Source organism: Streptomyces sp. BV286, assembly GCF_019090165.1.
Taxonomy (GTDB): Bacteria; Actinomycetota; Actinomycetes; order Streptomycetales; family Streptomycetaceae; genus Streptomyces.
Genome location: NZ_JAHRIB010000147.1, coordinates 83,830 through 102,529, shown reverse-complemented (window position 1 = coordinate 102,529; position 18,700 = coordinate 83,830). Strand labels below are relative to the sequence as shown.

Sequence of the window (18,700 nt, the reverse complement as noted above, 5' to 3'; positions counted from 1 at the left end):
AGACGTCGTTTCACTTGGTGAGTCGGCGGTGGTTGATGAGGCTGGTGGCGATGGCGGTGAAGGCCAGGAAGTGTTCGGGCTTGCGTTCGTAGCGTCGGTGGAGGCGGCGGCATCCGCTGAGCCAGGACATGGTGCGCTCGACCACCCAGCGGTGTCGGCCCAGGCGTTGTGAGTTCTCGACACCGCGGCGGGCGATGCGAGGAACGATGTTCCGCTCACGGAGCCATCGACGCAGGTAGGGATAGTCGTAGCCCTTGTCGCCGTGGAGCTTTGCCGGCCGGCGACGCCGCGGACCGCGAGGACTGCGGACCGGCGGGATCCCCATGACCAGCGGTTGCAGGGCCAGGCTGTCGTGGGTGTTGGCGGCCGAGATCGCGACAGAGACGGGCAGGCCGGCACGGTCGACGACAAGATGGATTTTCGATCCCAACTTGCCGCGGTCGGTCGGATTCGGTCCCGTCAACTGCCCCCTTTGAGGGCGCGGACACTGACCGAGTCCACGGCGAATCGTGACCAGTCCAATCCCCCCTGAGCACCGAGTTCATCGAGGATGACGCGGTGCAGGCGAGCCCACACACGCTGCTGAGTCCACCGCGCGAAACGTCGGTAGACGGTGGGCCAGACTGGCCCGAACACCGGCGGCAACTGCCGCCAGGAACAGCCCGACGTGGCCACGAACACGATCGCGGTCAGGCATTCACGGTCCCCGGCCCGCCGACGGCCCCCGCCCTGCGGACGCACCACCACCGTCTCCGGCACCACCCGCCGAAACAGCTCCCACAACTCATCCGAGACCAGATGCTCAGCAAGACTTGTCATACCAACACAACGACTCTCCTCGCCAAAGGAAACGTCGTCTCAGTACCCCCTAGGGTGGCCGAGCACAGGGACGGCCGGCCACACTGTTTCTGCCGGGGAGAGTGCCATGTCACGACTGCGCCACGTCAGGTGGTCGATTGTTCTGATCACGACCTTGGTCGCCGCGGTCCAGCTGGGTCCCGTACCTGTCGCTTCGGGGCACAGCGCACCCCGGGACGCAGGACGCATTGTCGAACCTCGCAAGAAGATGGACGGACTGACCGGACGAGACGCCATGGCGGAGGGCTGGTACAGGACGTTCTCGCTTCCCGCAGCAGAGAACCCGTGGTTCGGCAACGGCGATCGATGCGTGAAGATCGGACGGACAGGAAAAGTACTCCTCGCCATCGGTGACGGACCGCCTCTGAAATGCACCGTGAGGGAAGGGACAGCGGTGTTCGTCATCGGAATCATGGCGGTTTGCGATGACGTCGAGCCGCCTCCGTGGTACGGCGCCGACGGACCCGCTCAACGCGAGTGCGCCCGAAAGGCACTCCGCACCACCACCGAGTCGGTACGGTTCACCACCGACGGAGGCAAAGCGGTCGATCTCCAGAAGCGACGCTTCGCAATCTGCGCACCGCAGCGAGCGGTGCAACTGCCGCCGGACAACTTCCTCGACCTACCGGCGCAACCCGCGACGTTCACGGCGTGTGGCTGGGTGGCATGGCTGACAGACCTCGCCCCGGGCCGCCACGACCTCAACTCCAAGGCGACCTTCACCGACGGTTCAGCGCCACACACATGGTCCCCCGTCATCAAGGTGACCCGAAAGAGCCACCCCTGACACGCGGGCTGAGCAACTGCGCCGCCCAGAGTCACACCCAGGATTCCACCCAGCGCTCCGCCGACGCCGACGAGCGCCACGGCAGCCTGTACCGCAAGAGGGAAGCATGAACACGACCGCAAGGCCGTGATGCCGTCTTCAACCGCTGGTCCGCGGACGGAACGAGTGGACGAGTTCGGAAGCTCGGGGACGTGACTGCACAAACGCCAAGACCCCGTCCTCAGCGAAAGCGCTGATGGCGGGGTCTCTGGGCACCTCATACAGGGTGCCCCCGGCAGGATTCGAACCTGCGCACACGGCTCCGGAGGCCGTTGCTCTATCCCCTGAGCTACGGGGGCGTGTCGGGCGCTGTGATTGCGGCGACGGGTAGAACCCTACCAGCTCTTTCGGGGTCGTCATGAACGGGTTTTGGGGGTCGGGGGAGGCGTGTCGGAGGGTGGTTCGATCTTGTTGTGGGCGTGGAGTTGAGGGGCCGCGGCGCGTCGGGTCGGCCATCGGCCGACGGGGCCCCGGTGCAGGGCCCGAAGTCCCCCGCGTGGGGTGGAAGTGGGCAAAAGCCGGACGCGGCCCCGGGCGCCGACCTACTCTCGACTTGTGCCAGGCGCGTCGGGTCGGGTGCTTGTTGTGGACGACAACAAGGTCATCCGGCAGCTGATCAGGGTCAACCTCGAGCTGGAGGGTTTCGAGGTCGTGACCGCGGCCGACGGTGTCGAGTGTCTGGACGTCATTCACCAGGTTCGGCCTGATGTCGTCACCCTGGATGTGGTCATGCCTCGGCTGGACGGGTTGCGTACCGCCGCCCGGCTCCGGGCCGATCCACGGACGCGCAACCTGCCCATCGCCATCGTGAGCGCCTGTACCCAGTACGAGGTCGAGAGCGGCCTCGACGTCGGCGTCGACGCCTTCCTGGCAAAGCCCTTCGAGCCTGCCGAACTGGTGCGGCTCGTACGCCAGTTGATGGAGCGGCGGGAGTCCGCGGCCACCAGCTCCGGCAGTGGTTCCGGCGCCTCCTTCGAGAGTGCCGAGAGCCTCTACGGATCCGGCGGGACAGAACGCGCCGGCCGACCCGGCGGCTGAGGGAAGAAGGCAGCTGGCCGCCCCGGCGGCTGAGGGAAGAAGGCAGCCGGCCGCCCCGGCGGCTGAGGGAAGAAGGCAGGGGAGAAGCAGAGAAGGCAAAGGGGAGAAGAGAAGAAGGGGAAGAGAAGAGGGAGCTCGCTCGTGAGGTGGCTCCAGTGGCGTCACCCGTCCACATCCCGGACCCTCTCCCAAACCAGTTCGCCTACCCACCCCCCTCCTCCCCTACGCTTGTCCCGTGACCCCCGTCGAGCTCTCCCGTACCGTTCTGCGCGCCGTGCGCCGTGCGGTGGATGCCGGTGAGCTCTCCGTGCCGGTACCGGAGAGGGCGCAGGTCGGGCCGCCCGGGCCCGGCGGGCGTGGTGACTACGCCACGAACGTCGCCCTGCAGCTGGCCCGCCCCGCCGGCCGGCCGCCGTACGAGGTCGCGGAGATCCTGCGGCCGCACCTCTTCGACGCGGCAGGGGTGACGCGGGTCGACATCACCGGGCCCGGTTTCCTCAACATCAGCGTCAGCGGCAGGAGCCAGGCCCTGGTCGCCGAGATCCTGCGCTGCGGGGAGCGCGGAAAGCCGTACGGGTACGCCGCGCGGCCCACCGGTGAGCTGGTCCAGCTGCACCATCCCCGTGAGGTGCGAGCCGCCGTGACCGGGCAGGTCCTCGCCCGGATCCTCCGGTCCCAGGGCGCCCTGGTGCATACGTCCTGCGAGGAAGAGTCGGATCCGGCCTGGGCAGGGCCTCTCGGTGTCACCGTCGACGCCCATGGCACGCCCGGCTCGCCCGCCCCCCTCGAGATCAACGTGCGGCCCGTCCCCGCCGGCCAGGACCCCATCCCCCTCGGCCGCGACGCCGCCCGTTGGGCCCTGCTGCACCCCGCACCCCACGACCGTCCCCGCATCACCGACGAGCACCTCGTCCAGCGGGAGAGCAATCCGCTCTTCAGGGTCCGCTACGCCCACGCCCGCGCCCGGGCCCTCACGCGTAACGCCGCCGATCTCGGCTTCACCCGCACCTCAGGAGACGGGAGCGGGGCCGGGGTCGGTGACGGAGGCGTACTGGAACTGGAGGACGCCGGCGGTCTTGTCGACGCCCTCGACACGTATCCGCATGCCCTCGCCGCCGCGGCGCGGCACCGTGGGCCCGACCGTCTCGCCCGGCATCTCGTCCTCACCGCCGACGCGCTGCTCGCCTTCCAGCACACCGTGCTCCCGCTGGGGGGCGAGAAACCCTCGGCCGCCCACCGCGCCCGGCTCGCGCTCGCCGAAGCCGCCGGGACGGTGCTGGCCGGCGGCCTGACCCTGCTCGGCATCGACGCACCAGAACATCTGTAGAAGATCTCTGGCACACCTCTGAGAAAGCCCAACAGACATGAGCCGTTCCGCACACCCCGCCGGGCCCCGTCACGCCGATGTCCTGCCCGAGGGCCACTACTCCGCTCCGGCGGCCGACCTCAACGCCCTCGACCCGAAGGTCTGGGCCCAGACCGTCACCCGTACCGAGGACGGGTCGGTCAGCGTCGGCGGGATCGACGTGGCCACGCTCGCCGAGGAGTTCGGCACCCCCGCCTACTTCGTCGACGAGACGGACTTCAGGGCGCGGGCGCGCGCCTGGCGTACCGCCTTCGGCCACGACGCCGACGTCTTCTACGCCGGCAAGGCATTCCTGTCCCGCGCCGTCGTGCGCTGGCTGCACGAGGAAGGCCTCAACCTCGACGTCTGCTCCGGCGGCGAGCTGACCACCGCCCTGTCCGCCGGGATGCCCGCCGACCGCATCGCCTTCCACGGCAACAACAAGTCGACGGAGGAGATCACCCGGGCCGTCGAGACCGGTGTCGGACGCATCGTCCTCGACTCGTTCCAGGAGATCGTCCGCGTCGCGCACATCGCCCAGTCGCTCGGCAAGCGGCAGCGGGTGCAGATCCGGGTGACCGTCGGCGTCGAGGCCCACACGCACGAGTTCATCGCCACCGCGCACGAGGACCAGAAGTTCGGGATCGCGCTCGCGGACGGGCAGGCCGCCGAGGCCGTACGGCGGGCGCTCACCCTCGACGGGATCGAGCTCATCGGGATCCACTCCCACATCGGGTCGCAGATCTTCGACATGGCCGGGTTCGAGGTCGCCGCACGGCGTGTGGTGTCCCTGCTCGCCGAGATCCGTGACGAGCACGGCGTGGAGCTTCCCGAGATCGACCTCGGCGGTGGGCTCGGCATCGCCTACACCAGTGACGACGACCCGCGCGAGCCCCACGAGATCGCCAAGGCCCTCGGGGAGATCGTGACGAGGGAGTGCGAGGCCGCCCGGCTGCGGACCCCCCGCATCTCCGTCGAGCCCGGGCGCGCCATCGTCGGGCCCACTGCCTTCACGCTGTACGAGGTCGGGACCATCAAGCCCCTCGAAGGGCTGCGCACCTACGTGTCCGTCGACGGCGGGATGTCCGACAACATTCGTACGGCGCTCTACGACGCCGAGTACAGCGTCGCCCTCGTCTCCCGGACGAGCGACGCCGAGCCCATGCTGGTGCGCGTCGTCGGCAAGCACTGCGAGAGTGGCGACATCGTCGTGAAGGACGCCTTCCTGCCCGCCGACCTCGCGCCCGGTGACCTCATCGCGGTGCCGGCCACCGGTGCGTACTGCCGCTCGATGGCCAGCAACTACAACCACGCCCTGCGTCCGCCCGTCGTCGCGGTCCGCGACGGCGAGGCCAGGGTGATCGTCCGCCGGGAGACGGAGGAGGACCTCCTGCGTCTCGACGTCGGCTGACGGAAGAGAAACAAGCCATTCGGAGGAGGGCGGAAGATCTCCTGTCTTCCGCCCCCGCACAAATGAAATAGACATCTCACGATCCGGACGAGGGGCAGAAACTCCCGTCCGGTGAGTGAGACTGGTCCCACCGTGACGGTATGAGGAAACGAGGTCGGATGATGCGTACGCGTCCGCTGAAGGTGGCGCTGCTGGGCTGTGGGGTCGTCGGCTCAGAGGTGGCGCGCATCATGACGACGCACGCCGACGACCTCGCCGCCCGCATCGGTGCCCCCGTCGAGCTGGCGGGCGTGGCCGTGCGGCGGCCCGCCAAGGTGCGCGCGGGCATCGACCCCGCGCTCGTCACCACCGACGCGACCGCCCTGGTCAAACGGGGCGACATCGACGTCGTCGTCGAGGTCATCGGCGGTATCGAGCCCGCCCGTGCCCTCATCACCACCGCGTTCGAGCACGGCGCGTCCGTCGTCTCCGCGAACAAGGCGCTCCTCGCCCAGGACGGTGCCGCGCTGCACGCCCTGGCCCAGGAACAGGGCAGGGACCTCTACTACGAGGCCGCCGTCGCCGGTGCCATCCCGCTGATCCGGCCGCTGCGCGAGTCCCTCGCCGGCGACAAGGTCAACCGGGTCCTGGGGATCGTCAACGGAACCACCAACTTCATCCTCGACAAGATGGACTCCACGGGCGCCGGCTACCAGGAGGCGCTCGACGAGGCCACCGCCCTGGGATACGCGGAAGCCGATCCCACCGCCGACGTCGAGGGGTTCGACGCCGCCGCCAAGGCCGCCATCCTCGCCGGCATCGCCTTCCACACGCGCGTACGCCTCGACGACGTGTACCGCGAGGGCATGACCGAGGTCACCGCCGCCGACTTCGCCTCGGCGAAGGCCATGGGCTGCACCATCAAGCTGCTCGCCATCTGTGAGCGGGCCGCCGACGGGGGATCGGTCACCGCGCGGGTGCATCCCGCGATGATTCCGCTGAGCCACCCGCTCGCCTCCGTGCGCGGCGCGTACAACGCCGTGTTCGTCGAGTCGGACGCCGCGGGGCAGCTCATGTTCTACGGGCCGGGCGCGGGCGGTGCCCCCACGGCGTCCGCCGTCCTCGGCGACCTCGTGGCCGTGTGCCGCAACAGGCTCAGCGGCACGACAGGGCCCGGCGACTCGGCGTACGCCCAGTTGCCCGTCTCGCCCATGGGCGAGGTCGTGACCCGCTACCACATCAGCCTCGACGTGGCGGACAAACCGGGTGTTCTCGCCCAGGTGGCGACCGTCTTCGCCGAGCACGGCGTGTCGATCGATACGGTTCGCCAGCAAGGACGGCAGGACGGAGGCGGCGATGCCTCCCTCGTCGTCGTCACGCACCGCGCGTCCGACGCGTCCCTCAACGGGACCGTCGAGGCGTTGCGCAACCTCGACACCGTGCGGGGTGTCGCCAGCATCATGCGGGTTGAAGGAGAGTAACCAGCAATGACCCACCAGTGGCGCGGAATCATCGAGGAGTACCGGGACCGGCTGCCGGTATCGGACACCACGCAGGCCGTATCGCTCCGCGAGGGCGGTACGCCGCTCGTGCCCGCGCAGGTGCTCTCCGAGCGCACGGGCTGCGAGGTCCACCTCAAGGTCGAGGGTGCGAACCCCACCGGGTCCTTCAAGGACCGCGGTATGACCATGGCCATCACGCGGGCGAAGGAGGAGGGCGCGAAGGCGGTCATCTGTGCCTCGACGGGCAACACGTCTGCCTCCGCGGCCGCCTATGCCGTCCGGGCCGGGATGGTCTGCGCCGTCCTCGTCCCGCAGGGCAAGATCGCGCTCGGCAAGATGGGCCAGGCCCTCGTGCACGGCGCGAAGATCCTCCAGGTCGACGGCAACTTCGACGACTGCCTCACCCTGGCGCGCAGCCTCTCCGACAACTACCCGGTGGCGCTCGTCAATTCGGTGAACCCGGTGCGTATCGAGGGCCAGAAGACCGCGGCCTTCGAGATCGTCGACATGCTCGGCGACGCCCCCGACATCCATGTCCTCCCGGTGGGCAACGCGGGCAACATCACCGCGTACTGGAAGGGGTACACGGAGTACGCCGCAGACAAGATCGCCGGACGCACCCCGCGGATGTGGGGCTTCCAGGCGTCCGGGTCCGCGCCCATCGTGCGCGGCGAGGTCGTCAAGGACCCCTCGACGATCGCCACCGCGATCCGCATCGGCAACCCGGCCTCGTGGCAGTTCGCGCTCGCCGCGCGGGACGAGTCGGGCGGCTTCATCGACGAGGTGACGGACCGTGAGATCCTGCGCGCCTACCGGCTGTTGGCCGCTCAGGAGGGTGTCTTCGTCGAGCCCGCGTCCGCCGCGTCCGTCGCCGGTCTGCTGAAGGCCGCCGAGCAGGGCAAGGTCGACCCGGGGCAGCGCATCGTCTGCACGGTGACCGGGAACGGGCTCAAGGACCCCGACTGGGCCGTCGCGGGCGCCCCGCAGCCGGTCACGGTCCCGGTCGACGCGGCGACCGCGGCCGAGCGCCTCGGTCTCGCGTAACCGCACCACCCGACAGGGGGTGCACAGGGGGCTTACGACACGCATCGTGCGCCTCCTGTGCGCCCTATGTCGCCACAGAACCTTCCTTCGATAGGCTGTACCGAACCCGCCCGCCGCATATGCCGCGGTGCCGCGCCGTCCCTGCGGCCTCCGGGTCTTCCGCATTCTCCGTACGTCTCGCAGGATTTCGAAAATCTCGCAGCTCAAGCTCAAGGAGAGTCATCGAGCGATGGCCGGTCCAGCGTTCCGCGCCGCCGCCGTCCGGGTGCGCGTCCCCGCCACCAGTGCCAACCTCGGCCCGGGCTTCGACGCCCTGGGTCTGTCACTGGGGCTCTACGACGACGTGGTCGTCCGGGTGGCCGACTCCGGGCTGAACATCGACATCGCGGGAGAGGGGAGTGAGACGCTCCCGCGCGACGAGCGTCACCTCCTCGTACGATCCCTGCGCACCGCCTTCGACCTGCTGGGCGGACAACCCCGCGGCCTCGAGATCGTCTGCGCCAACCGCATCCCGCACGGCCGCGGCCTCGGCTCCTCGTCCGCCGCGATCTGCGCCGGCATCGTCGCCGCACGCGCAGTGACCATAGGTGGCGACTCCAAGCTCGACGACACCGCGCTCCTGGAGCTCGCGACCGAGATCGAGGGGCATCCCGACAACGTCGCCGCCTGTCTGCTCGGCGGGTTCACGCTGTCCTGGATGGAGGGCGGAGCGGCGCGCGCGATCAGGATGGAACCCGCGGATTCCATCGTTCCGGTGGTTTTCGTACCGGGGAAGGCCGTGCTGACCGAGACCGCCCGCGGACTGCTCCCGCGCACCGTCCCGCACGTCGACGCCGCCACCAACGCGGGCCGCGCCGCACTGCTCGTCGAGGCCCTGACCAGGCGCCCCGAGCTGCTGCTGCCCGCCACCGAGGACCGGTTGCACCAGGAGTACCGCGCCCCGGCCATGCCGGAGAGCCTGGCGCTGGTGGAGCGGCTGCGTGCCGACGGGGTTCCCGCGGTCATCTCCGGAGCCGGTCCCACCGTGCTGGCGCTCGCCGACGAGGCCGCGGCCGACAAGGTCGCACGACTGGCGGGCGAGGGCTGGGCGGCCAACCGGCTGGACCTCGACGCCACCGGCGCGAGCGTGCTGCCGCTCGCTCCGGTCAGCGTCCAATGACTACGTAGTGTTGCCGGATTTCGAGAGGGGGAATGTTTGTTGGATCCGGTAGTGTTAACCTCAAGTCTGCACCCGACCCCACCATGGCGAGGTGCTTCACGTCCCCGTCCGGGACAACCATTCTTCCGGGAGCCCCCCAAACTGCTTTGTGCCATGCATTGGGTGCTACGCGCTGAGCGGTGCTGAGCACGCTCCGGAACCGGCGTCACCGAGCCGATGGACACCGCACCTCAGTGCCACGGCCACGGGAAACGTCATCCCAGAAATTCCCTCCGCCTTTTGGCGGACCACCGCCCCGGCACGGTCCACACATGACGGACCACTGTCGGACAGCACAACCGGTCGCCGAGCCAGACAGGCCGACGTCCGCTCCAGGGAAGGACCCTTCGTGAGCGACACCACCGATCTGATGGGCGCACGTGTCGAGGAGACCGCTGCCGCGCCCGCCACGGACGCCTCCGCGCCTGCCACCGGTGCCGGCTCCCGTCGGCGCCGCGGTACCGGCCTCGAGGGCATGGTGCTGGCCGAGCTGCAGCAGGTCGCATCCGGCCTCGGCATCAGGGGCACCGCGCGGATGCGCAAGAGCCAGCTGATCGAGGTCATCAAGGAGGCGCAGGGTGGGGGTACCCCGGCCAAGGCCGCGTCCTCCACCGCGGACGCCACCGAGACGAAGCCCAAGCGCCGGGCCACCTCGAAGGCTCGTACGGGTGACGAGGCCGCCTCCGCCGCCGACAAGAAGGCGGACGCCAAGGCCGAGAAGGCCGTGGCACAGCAGCAGATCGAGATTCCGGGCCAGCCCGACGGCGGCCCCTCCCGCGCGAGCGAAGCCGACCGTGGGGGAGACGACGCCCCGGTCGAGCGCCGCCGGCGGCGCTCGACCGCCGACGCGGGCAGCCCCGAGACGGTCACCGCCGAGGCGAAGAGCGAGCCGAAGGCCGAGACGCCCGCACAGTCCCAGGGAGACGCCTCGGACGGCGGTGCCGACGGCCGTCAGGGCCGCCGCGACCGTCGTGACCGCGGCGACCGTGGTGAGCGCGGCGACCGTGACCGTGGTGGCCGCGACCGCGACCGCCGTGGCAAGAGCGACGAGCAGCAGGGTGGCCAGGGCGGTCAGGGTGGCCAGGGCGGCGGCAACCAGCAGCGCCAGGACCGTCAGGACCGGCAGCAGCAGGGCGGCGGCCGTCAGGACCGTCAGGACCGCCAGCGTGACAACGGCCCGCAGGACGACGACGACTTCGAGGGTGGCCGCCGCGGCCGCCGCGGTCGTTACCGGGACCGCCGTGGCCGCCGTGGCCGCGAGGAGTTCGGCCCCAACGAGCCGCAGGTCGCCGACGACGACGTCCTGATCCCCGTCGCGGGCATCCTGGACATCCTCGACAACTACGCGTTCATCCGCACCTCGGGCTACCTGCCGGGGCCGAACGACGTGTACGTCTCCCTCGCCCAGGTCCGCAAGAACGGTCTGCGCAAGGGTGACCACGTCACCGGCGCGGTGCGCCAGCCCAAGGACGGCGAGCGCCGCGAGAAGTTCAACGCGCTGGTCCGCCTCGACTCGGCGAACGGCATGGCTGCCGAATCCGGGCGCGGGCGGCCCGAGTTCAACAAGCTGACGCCCCTTTACCCGCAGGACCGGCTCCGTCTGGAGACCGACCCGGGCGTGCTGACGACCCGCATCATCGACCTCGTCGCGCCGATCGGCAAGGGCCAGCGAGGTCTGATCGTGGCCCCGCCGAAGACCGGCAAGACCATGATCATGCAGGCGATCGCCAACGCGATCACGCACAACAACCCCGAGTGCCACCTGATGGTCGTCCTGGTCGACGAGCGTCCGGAAGAGGTCACCGACATGCAGCGGTCGGTGAAGGGCGAGGTCATCTCCTCGACCTTCGACCGCCCCGCCGAGGACCACACCACGGTCGCCGAGCTCGCCATCGAGCGTGCCAAGCGCCTGGTGGAGCTGGGCCACGACGTCGTCGTGCTGCTCGACTCGATCACGCGTCTGGGCCGTGCGTACAACCTCGCCGCCCCGGCCTCCGGCCGCATCCTGTCCGGTGGTGTCGACTCGACCGCGCTCTACCCGCCGAAGCGCTTCTTCGGTGCCGCGCGCAACATCGAGGACGGCGGCTCGCTGACGATCCTGGCCACCGCGCTCGTCGACACCGGCTCGCGCATGGACGAGGTCATCTTCGAGGAGTTCAAGGGCACCGGCAACGCCGAGCTCAAGCTCGACCGCAAGCTCGCCGACAAGCGTGTCTTCCCGGCGGTGGACGTCGACGCGTCCGGTACCCGTAAGGAAGAGCTCCTGCTCGGCAGCGACGAGCTCGCCATCACCTGGAAGCTGCGTCGCGTGCTGCACGCGCTCGACCAGCAGCAGGCGATCGAGCTGCTGCTCGACAAGATGAAGCAGACGAAGTCGAACGCCGAGTTCCTGCTGCAGATCCAGAAGACGACGCCGATGCCGGGCAACGGCAACGACTGAGGTCGCAGCCGGCTCGGCCGGACAGCTGTACCGCGAAGGGCCGTCCCCGTCACACGGGGGCGGCCCTTCGCGTTGCGGCGGGCCGGGAACAGCCGCGAACGGAAGGGCCGCACGCGAGACCTTCACCACAGGTGTGAAGGGCGTCACGGGGCGTGGGAACGATCGCGTCCGCCCCCGAAAGCGCAGGTGAGCCGCCGGTGGCCGCCTGCGCCGCTCACTCACCGTCGCCATCGGGGCACCGTACGGTCACAGCGTGTTGTGCAACCCTTTTTTCGGTTTCAACGTCTGAACAGACGGGTCCTGACAGAGACGTCACGGCACTTGACCACGCCTGACCCTGACCGCAGGGGGTAACCGAGCCAGCGAGGACTGAGGAGCACATGTCTGCCGAGAGCATTCCGGAACCCGGTACCCCGGACGATTCCGGCACCACCGCCCCGCGCCACCGCGCCCCCGGCCGCCGCCGCAAGCCGCGCAGCAGGCGCCACAAGGCTCTCCTCGTCACAGCCTGGTCCGCTGCGGGCGTCCTCGTCCTGGGCGGTACCGGCCTCGGGTACCTGTACTTCAGCCTCAACGACAACATCAAGAGCGTCGACATCAACCAGGCACTCGGCACCGACCGGCCCCTGGACGTCGACAACGGCTCGCAGGACATCCTCGTACTCGGCTCCGACACCCGCTCCGGCAGCAACAAGAAGCTCGGCGGCGGCATCGACGACGGCAGCGCCCGCTCGGACACGGCGATGATCGTGCACGTCTACGAGGGCCACAAGAAGGCCAGCGTGGTCTCCATACCCCGCGACACCCTCGTGCCCCGGCCCGAGTGCACCGACAGCCAGGGCGTCAAGCACGACGCCGCGTCCCTGGCGATGTTCAACTCGGCGTACTCGACAGGCGGCGCCGCCTGCGCCGTGAAGACCGTCGAGTCGATGACCGGCATCCGCATGGACCACTACCTGGAGGTCGACTTCAGCGGCTTCCAGAAGCTGATCGACGAGCTCGGCGGTGTCGAGGTCACCACGACCAAGAACATCACCGACAAGGAGAGCCACCTCGACCTGGAGGCCGGCACGCACCGGCTCACCGGCAAGCAGGCGCTCGGCCTGGTGCGTACACGCCACGGCGTCGGCGACGGCTCCGACCTCGGCCGCATCCAGCTCCAGCAGGCGTTCATCAAGGCCCTCGTCAACCAGGTCAAGGACATCGGCGTGCTGACCAGCCCGACGAAGCTGTACGACCTCGCCGACACCGCGACGAAGACGGTCACCACCGACTCCGACCTCGACTCGGTCAAGGACCTGGCGTCGTTCGCGGGCGGGCTCAAGGGGATCAGCTCCTCGAAGATGAACATGGTCACGATGCCGGTCCAGTACGACCCGGCCGACGCGAACCGCGTCCTCCTGCAGAAGACCAAGGCCGAGCTGGTCTGGGACGCCCTGAAGAACGACCGGGCGATCCCGAAGTCGGCGACCGAGAAGACGGCGAGCGGCGACGCCAAGGGCGTGATCGCCTCCTAGTCCCGCTGGGGGCACGGGCACACCGCACGACCGCCGGGTACGGGCCCGCACCGGGCCCGTACCCGCCCACGACGGCACTCGGGCACCCCGGGGCGCACCACTCCCACCCCCGGGGAATACCTGACGCCGTCCCCCGGTTTTGGGAGATGGCACCAGTCCTGGCAGACTGGACAGTCGGCCCCGGTTCACGCACCCGCATCCCGCGGCGGCGACCCGGCGCCCTCCCGAAACTAGGAGACACCTTGAAGCGCGACATCCACCCCGAGTACGTCGAGACGCAGGTCAGCTGCACCTGTGGCGCGTCGTTCACCACCCGCAGCACGATCTCCAGCGGCACCGTCCGCGCCGAGGTCTGCTCCGAGTGCCACCCGTTCTACACGGGCAAGCAGAAGATCCTCGACACCGGTGGCCGTGTGGCCCGCTTCGAGGCCCGCTTCGGCAAGGCCAAGGCTGCCGCTGACAGCAAGTAGCGAGCTCGCAGCGCCGGTCTCCGGCGCCTCCGACCAGGGGGCGCCGGGACCGGCGCTTTGCGGTGCAGCCCCCTCCCCCGAGCTCTCGACTCCGATCGAGCGGGGGGAACCCCCAAGCCGTACCTACGTCCCCGAGCCCGTGACGAGCCGGGGGCAGCCCATTGGAGCCGGAGATGTTCGAGGCGGTCGAGGAACTCATCGGCGAGCACGCCGATCTGGAGAAGAAGCTCGCTGACCCGTCGGTCCACGCCGACCAGGCCAACGCGCGCAAGCTCAACAAGCGTTATGCCGAGCTGACTCCGATCGTCGCGACGTACCGCTCCTGGAAGCAGACCGGGGACGACATCGAGACGGCGAAGGGGTTCGTCGCCGACGACCCCGACTTCGCCGCCGAGGTGAAGGAGCTGGAGAAGCAGCGCGAGGAGCTCACCGAGAAGCTCCGGCTGCTGTTGGTCCCGCGGGACCCCAGCGACGACAAGGACGTCATCCTCGAGATCAAGGCGGGCGCGGGCGGCGACGAGTCGGCCCTGTTCGCCGGCGACCTCCTGCGCATGTACCTGCGGTACGCCGAGCGGGTCGGCTGGAAGACCGAGATCATCGACTCCACCGAGTCCGAGCTCGGCGGCTACAAGGACGTCCAGGTCGCGGTGAAGACCAAGGGCGGCCAGGGTGCCACCGAGCCCGGCCAGGGTGTCTGGGCCCGGATGAAGTACGAGGGCGGCGTGCACCGCGTGCAGCGGGTGCCCTCCACCGAGTCGCAGGGCCGCATCCACACCTCCGCCGCCGGTGTGCTCGTCACGCCCGAGGCCGAGGAGGTCGACGTCGAGATCCTCGCCAACGACCTGCGGATCGACGTCTACCGCTCCTCCGGGCCCGGCGGCCAGTCCGTCAACACGACCGACTCCGCCGTGCGCATCACGCACGTTCCCACCGGGGTCGTCGCCTCCTGCCAGAACGAGAAGAGCCAGCTGCAGAACAAGGAGCAGGCGATGCGTATCCTGCGCTCCAGGCTGCTGGCCGCGGCCCAGGAGGAGGCGGAGAGCAAGGCCGCCGACGCCCGCCGCAGCCAGGTCCGCACCGTCGACCGCTCCGAGAAGATCCGTACGTACAACTTCCCGGAGAACCGCATCTCGGACCACCGCGTCGGCTTCAAGGCGTACAACTTGGACCAGGTCCTCGACGGTGACCTCGACTCGGTGATCCAGGCCTGCGTGGACGCCGACTCGGCGGCCAAGCTCGCCGCGGCCTAGGAAGCGCACCAGCACAGCCGCACTACCCATCCGCTCGACGGACAACAGCTCAGCCCGGAGGACCAGCGTGCAGCAACATTTTGGGGGGCGAACCCCAAACCCCCGCGGAGTGCTGCTCGCGGAAGTGGCCCAGGCCACCCAGCGGCTGGCCGACGCCGGCGTGCCCTCGCCGCGCAACGACGCCGAGGAGCTCGCCGCGTTCGTGCACGGCGTGAAGCGGGGCGAGCTGCACACCGTCAAGGACTCCGACTTCGACGCCCGGTACTGGGAGACGATCGCGCGCCGCGAGGCCCGCGAACCGCTCCAGCACATCACCGGACGGGCCTACTTCCGCTACCTGGAACTCCAGGTCGGGCCAGGCGTGTTCGTGCCCCGGCCGGAGACCGAGTCGGTCGTCGGCTGGGCCATAGACGCCGTCCGTGCGATGGACGTCGTGGAGCCGCTGATCGTCGACCTGTGCACCGGGTCGGGCGCCATCGCGCTCGCCCTCGCGCAGGAGGTGCCGCGCTCCCGCGTGCACGCCGTCGAGCTGTCCGAGGACGCCCTGCGGTGGACCCGTAAGAACGTCGAGGGGTCCAGGGTCGACCTGCGCCAGGGGGACGCGCTGGACGCCTTCCCCGACCTCGACGGCCAGGTGGACCTCGTCATCTCCAACCCGCCGTACATCCCGCTCACGGAATGGGAGTACGTCGCTCCGGAGGCCCGGGACCACGATCCCGAACTCGCCCTGTTCTCGGGGGAGGACGGCCTCGACCTGATCCGCGGCCTGGAACGCACCGCGCACCGGCTGCTGCGGCCCGGCGGTGTCGTCGTCGTCGAGCACGCGGACACCCAGGGCGGACAGGTGCCGTGGATCTTCACCGAGGAGCGGGGCTGGGCCGACGCGGCCGACCACCCCGACCTCAACAACCGGCCGCGGTTCGCGACCGCCCGCAGGGCGATGCCATGACCGCGGCGACTTCTTGCGTGGACGACGTGGACATCGTTAGACGCGCGGCCAACGGGGCCCGCGTGTTCGAGGAGGCTTGCTGATATGGCACGGCGATACGACACCAACGACGCGACCGACCGCTCGACGGGTCTGCGTGAGGCCGCGTCCGCCGTCCGCCGGGGCGAGCTCGTCGTGCTGCCGACCGACACCGTGTACGGGATCGGCGCCGACGCGTTCAGCTCGGAGGCCGTGTCCGACCTGCTGGAGGCCAAGGGCCGGGGCCGGAGCATGCCCACGCCCGTCCTCATCGGCTCCCCGAACACCCTGCACGGCCTGGTCACCGACTTCTCCGAGATGGCGTGGGAGCTCGTCGACGCCTTCTGGCCGGGCGCACTGACCCTCGTCGCCAAGCACCAGCCGTCGCTCCAGTGGGACCTGGGGGACACCCGCGGCACCGTCGCCGTGCGCATGCCGCTGCACCCGGTCGCCATCGAGCTGCTGACCGAGGTCGGCCCGATGGCCGTCTCGTCCGCGAACCTCACGGGACACCCGTCCCCCGAGGACTGCGACGCCGCGCAGGAGATGCTCGGCGACTCCGTCTCCGTGTACCTGGACGGCGGCCCCACCCCCGGCATCGTCCCCTCGTCGATCGTCGACGTGACGGGCAAGGTGCCGGTACTGCTGCGTGCGGGGGCCCTGTCGGCCGAGGAGCTGCGAAAGGTCGTACCCGACCTCGAGGTGGCGAATTGACAGCCCCTGACGCGGGGCGTGGCATAGGCACGGGGACGGGGAACACGGGGGCTTACGGCGACGGAGCCTCGGGCGACTCCTTCTTTCGCATCCTCCACGTCAGCACCGGCAACGTGTGCCGCTCGCCGATCACCGAGCGGCTGACCCGTCATGCCCTGGCGGACCGTCTCGGCGACCCCCTGTGGGGCGGCCTGATCGTGGAGAGCGCCGGCACCTGGGGGCACGAGGGCGCCGCCATGGAGGCCAACGCGGAGACGGTCCTCGCGGACTTCGGCGCGGACCCCTCCGGCTTCGTGGGCCGCGAACTGCTGGACGAGCACGTCATCAGGGCGGACCTGGTGCTGACCGCCACCCGCGACCACCGCGCCCAGGTCATCTCCATGGGCCACTCGGCGGGCCTGCGCACCTTCACGCTGAAGGAGTTCACCCGTCTGGTCCGGGCCATAGACCCCGCGACGCTCCCTCCTCTGGAGGAGGGCATGGTCGCGCGCGCACGGGCACTGGTCCGCGCGGCGGCGGCTCTACGCGGGTGGCTCCTGGCGCCGACGGCGGAGGCGGACGAGGTGTACGACCCGTACGGGGCGCCCCTGCCGTTCTTCCGGTCGGTGGGGGACGAGATCCAGCAGGCACTGGACCCGGTGGTCACGGCGCTGACAGGGGTGCCCGCGCGCACCTGACCAGGCCCTGGGACGACGCGAGGGGCCGAGCGGCACGAGGCGCGCGCCGGGGGTCGGGACACCGGCTCGGACGTAACACCGGGCGCGGCGGAGAACTCGGTTCTACATTGGACGTAGGTCCCCCCGCCGAGGTCCGGAGTCAGCCATGCCGGTCACACACACCCTTGAAGGTCAGCTGCCGGCCGACGTGCTCGGCCGGCAGGATCCGGAACTGGCCGAGATCCTCCTCGGCGAGCTGGAGCGGCAGACGACGACGCTGCAGCTGATCGCCGCCGAGAACTTCACCTCACCGGCCGTGCTGGCCGCCCTGGGCTCGCCGCTCGCGAACAAGTACGCCGAGGGCTATCCCGGTGCCCGGCACCACGGCGGCTGCGAACTGGTCGACGTCGCCGAGCGGGTCGCCATGGAGCGCGCGAAGGCCCTCTTCGGCGCCGATCACGCCAACGTGCAGTCCCACTCCGGGAGTTCGGCCGTCCTGGCCGCGTACGCCGCCCTGCTGCGCCCCGGTGACACCGTCCTCGCGATGGGCCTGCCGCACGGCGGGCACCTCACGCACGGGTCGCCCGCCAACTTCTCCGGCAGGTGGTTCGACTTCGTCGGATACGGCGTCGACCCGGAGAGTGGGCTCATCGACCACGAGCAGGTGCGGGCGCTGGCCCGCACGCACCGCCCGAAGGCCATCGTGTGCGGGTCCATCTCGTACCCCCGGCACATCGACTACGCCGCGTTCCGCGAGGTGGCGGACGAGGTCGGCGCGTACCTCATCGCCGACGCCGCCCACCCCATCGGGCTCGTCGCCGGGGGAGCGGCGCCCAGCCCGGTCCCGTACGCCGACGTCGTGTGTGCGACCACGCACAAGGTCCTGCGCGGACCGCGCGGCGGAATGCTGCTGTGCGGGAGCGACCTGGCCGAGCGCGTGGACCGGGCGGTCTTCCCCTTCACCCAGGGCGGCGCGCAGATGCACACCATCGCCGCCAAGGCCGTCGCGTTCGGCGAGGCGGCAACACCGGCGTTCACCGCGTACGCCCATCAGGTGGTCGCGAACGCGCGGGCGCTCGCGCGGAGCCTGGCCGCCGAGGGGCTCACGGTCACCACCGGAGGCACCGACACCCACCTGCTGACCGTCGACCCGGCGCCGCTCGGCGTGGAGGGCCGCACCGCCCGCGGTCGTCTCGCCGCCGCCGGAATGGTCCTCGACACCTGTGCGCTGCCCCACCCCGACGTGCGCGGACTGCGCCTGGGCACGGCCGCCGTCACCACGCAGGGCATGGGCGAGGCCGAGATGACCCGGATCGCCGCGCTGTTCGCGGCGGCCCTGCGGGACGAGGCGGCCGGCCGTCGCGTGCGTGAAGAAGTGCGGGATCTGACCGGGAGATTTCCCCCCTATCCCGGCTAGCGGGGGGTAGGCGGCCACAGGGGCACAGCCACTCGTGCAACCATCGGCTCTACCCGGAAGTCCCCAAC

At 70.2% G+C, this 18,700-nt stretch carries 16 protein-coding genes and 1 tRNA gene; 15 read left to right on the top strand and 2 right to left on the bottom strand.

Annotation, left to right across the window (positions count from 1 at the left end):
* Positions 1-10 precede the first annotated feature (10 nt).
* Positions 11-819, bottom strand: a protein-coding gene (locus KUF83_RS23830) for an IS5 family transposase (protein WP_217456034.1) whose coding sequence is annotated in 2 segments (ribosomal slippage) — positions 11-469 and positions 472-819 — 807 coding nt in all. Because the reading frame shifts where the segments join, the coding sequence is not laid out codon by codon here.
* Positions 820-1,066: 247 nt separating this feature from the next.
* Between KUF83_RS23830 and KUF83_RS23825 the strand changes: the two genes are divergently transcribed.
* On the top strand, positions 1,067-1,645 hold the full coding sequence (locus KUF83_RS23825) for a hypothetical protein (RefSeq protein ID WP_217456840.1): 579 nt from the start codon (positions 1,067-1,069) through the stop codon (positions 1,643-1,645).
* Between the two features lie 266 nt (positions 1,646-1,911).
* On the opposite strand, the gene KUF83_RS23820 is transcribed toward KUF83_RS23825, so the two are convergent.
* A tRNA-Arg gene (locus tag KUF83_RS23820) sits at positions 1,912-1,983 on the bottom strand.
* Positions 1,984-2,191: 208 nt separating this feature from the next.
* On the opposite strand from KUF83_RS23820, the gene KUF83_RS23815 reads away from it, so the two are divergent.
* The 14 genes from KUF83_RS23815 (at position 2,192) to glyA (ending at position 18,632) form a co-directional block, all read left to right on the top strand.
* Positions 2,192-2,722 carry a response regulator gene (locus KUF83_RS23815; RefSeq protein ID WP_217456839.1) on the top strand — a complete coding sequence of 177 codons (531 nt, stop codon included), beginning with the start codon at positions 2,192-2,194 and terminating at the stop codon, positions 2,720-2,722.
* 235 nt (positions 2,723-2,957) lie between these two features.
* On the top strand, positions 2,958-4,049 hold the full coding sequence (gene nrtL / locus KUF83_RS23810; protein WP_217456838.1) for an ArgS-related anticodon-binding protein NrtL: 1,092 nt from the start codon (positions 2,958-2,960) through the stop codon (positions 4,047-4,049).
* 37 nt (positions 4,050-4,086) lie between these two features.
* Positions 4,087-5,478 (top strand): diaminopimelate decarboxylase, encoded by a 1,392-nt coding sequence (gene lysA, locus KUF83_RS23805; RefSeq protein ID WP_217456837.1) that lies wholly within the window; start codon positions 4,087-4,089, stop codon positions 5,476-5,478.
* Between the two features lie 161 nt (positions 5,479-5,639).
* A complete protein-coding gene (locus KUF83_RS23800) occupies positions 5,640-6,938 on the top strand; it encodes a homoserine dehydrogenase (protein ID WP_217456847.1) in 1,299 nt (432 codons plus the stop codon).
* Between the two features lie 6 nt (positions 6,939-6,944).
* Positions 6,945-8,003 (top strand): threonine synthase, encoded by a 1,059-nt coding sequence (gene thrC, locus KUF83_RS23795; protein ID WP_217456836.1) that lies wholly within the window; start codon positions 6,945-6,947, stop codon positions 8,001-8,003.
* A 229-nt stretch (positions 8,004-8,232) separates the two neighbouring features.
* Positions 8,233-9,162 (top strand): homoserine kinase, encoded by a 930-nt coding sequence (thrB, locus tag KUF83_RS23790; RefSeq protein ID WP_217456835.1) that lies wholly within the window; start codon positions 8,233-8,235, stop codon positions 9,160-9,162.
* 388 nt (positions 9,163-9,550) lie between these two features.
* Entirely contained in the window at positions 9,551-11,641 is a 2,091-nt protein-coding gene (gene rho, locus KUF83_RS23785; protein WP_217456834.1) for a transcription termination factor Rho, read from the top strand.
* A gap of 380 nt (positions 11,642-12,021) precedes the next feature.
* Positions 12,022-13,158 (top strand): LCP family protein, encoded by a 1,137-nt coding sequence (locus KUF83_RS23780; protein ID WP_217456833.1) that lies wholly within the window; start codon positions 12,022-12,024, stop codon positions 13,156-13,158.
* Between the two features lie 242 nt (positions 13,159-13,400).
* Positions 13,401-13,628 carry a 50S ribosomal protein L31 gene (rpmE, locus tag KUF83_RS23775; protein ID WP_189837654.1) on the top strand — a complete coding sequence of 76 codons (228 nt, stop codon included), beginning with the start codon at positions 13,401-13,403 and terminating at the stop codon, positions 13,626-13,628.
* 173 nt (positions 13,629-13,801) lie between these two features.
* Positions 13,802-14,878, top strand: coding sequence for a peptide chain release factor 1 (gene prfA, locus KUF83_RS23770; RefSeq protein ID WP_217456832.1), 1,077 nt, complete (start codon positions 13,802-13,804; stop codon positions 14,876-14,878).
* A 109-nt stretch (positions 14,879-14,987) separates the two neighbouring features.
* Positions 14,988-15,827: a peptide chain release factor N(5)-glutamine methyltransferase gene (gene prmC / locus KUF83_RS23765; protein WP_217456831.1), complete on the top strand. Its 840-nt coding sequence runs from the start codon at positions 14,988-14,990 to the stop codon at positions 15,825-15,827.
* An 84-nt stretch (positions 15,828-15,911) separates the two neighbouring features.
* Complete coding sequence (locus tag KUF83_RS23760) at positions 15,912-16,559, top strand: L-threonylcarbamoyladenylate synthase (RefSeq protein ID WP_217456830.1); 648 nt, start codon at positions 15,912-15,914, stop codon at positions 16,557-16,559.
* Positions 16,556-17,236 carry a protein-tyrosine-phosphatase gene (locus KUF83_RS23755; RefSeq protein ID WP_217456829.1) on the top strand — a complete coding sequence of 227 codons (681 nt, stop codon included), beginning with the start codon at positions 16,556-16,558 and terminating at the stop codon, positions 17,234-17,236. The genes KUF83_RS23760 and KUF83_RS23755 overlap by 4 nt, the downstream gene beginning before the upstream one ends.
* A 145-nt stretch (positions 17,237-17,381) precedes the next feature.
* Positions 17,382-18,632, top strand: a complete 1,251-nt coding sequence (gene glyA, locus KUF83_RS23750; protein WP_217456828.1) for a serine hydroxymethyltransferase — start codon at positions 17,382-17,384, stop codon at positions 18,630-18,632.
* The last annotated feature ends 68 nt before the right edge of the window (positions 18,633-18,700 follow it).

Excerpts from the sequence above, each read along its gene's own strand:
- KUF83_RS23800 (WP_217456847.1), top strand. The coding sequence starts at position 5,640 with ATGCGTACGCGTCCGCTGAAGGTGGCGCTGCTGGGCTGTGGGGTCGTC.
- thrC (WP_217456836.1), top strand. The coding sequence starts at position 6,945 with ATGACCCACCAGTGGCGCGGAATCATCGAGGAGTACCGGGACCGGCTG.
- lysA (WP_217456837.1), top strand. The coding sequence starts at position 4,087 with ATGAGCCGTTCCGCACACCCCGCCGGGCCCCGTCACGCCGATGTCCTG.
- KUF83_RS23760 (WP_217456830.1), top strand. The coding sequence starts at position 15,912 with ATGGCACGGCGATACGACACCAACGACGCGACCGACCGCTCGACGGGT.
- KUF83_RS23825 (WP_217456840.1), top strand. The coding sequence starts at position 1,067 with ATGGACGGACTGACCGGACGAGACGCCATGGCGGAGGGCTGGTACAGG.
- thrB (WP_217456835.1), top strand. The coding sequence starts at position 8,233 with ATGGCCGGTCCAGCGTTCCGCGCCGCCGCCGTCCGGGTGCGCGTCCCC.
- glyA (WP_217456828.1), top strand. The coding sequence starts at position 17,382 with ATGCCGGTCACACACACCCTTGAAGGTCAGCTGCCGGCCGACGTGCTC.
- KUF83_RS23780 (WP_217456833.1), top strand. The coding sequence starts at position 12,022 with ATGTCTGCCGAGAGCATTCCGGAACCCGGTACCCCGGACGATTCCGGC.
- prfA (WP_217456832.1), top strand. The coding sequence starts at position 13,802 with ATGTTCGAGGCGGTCGAGGAACTCATCGGCGAGCACGCCGATCTGGAG.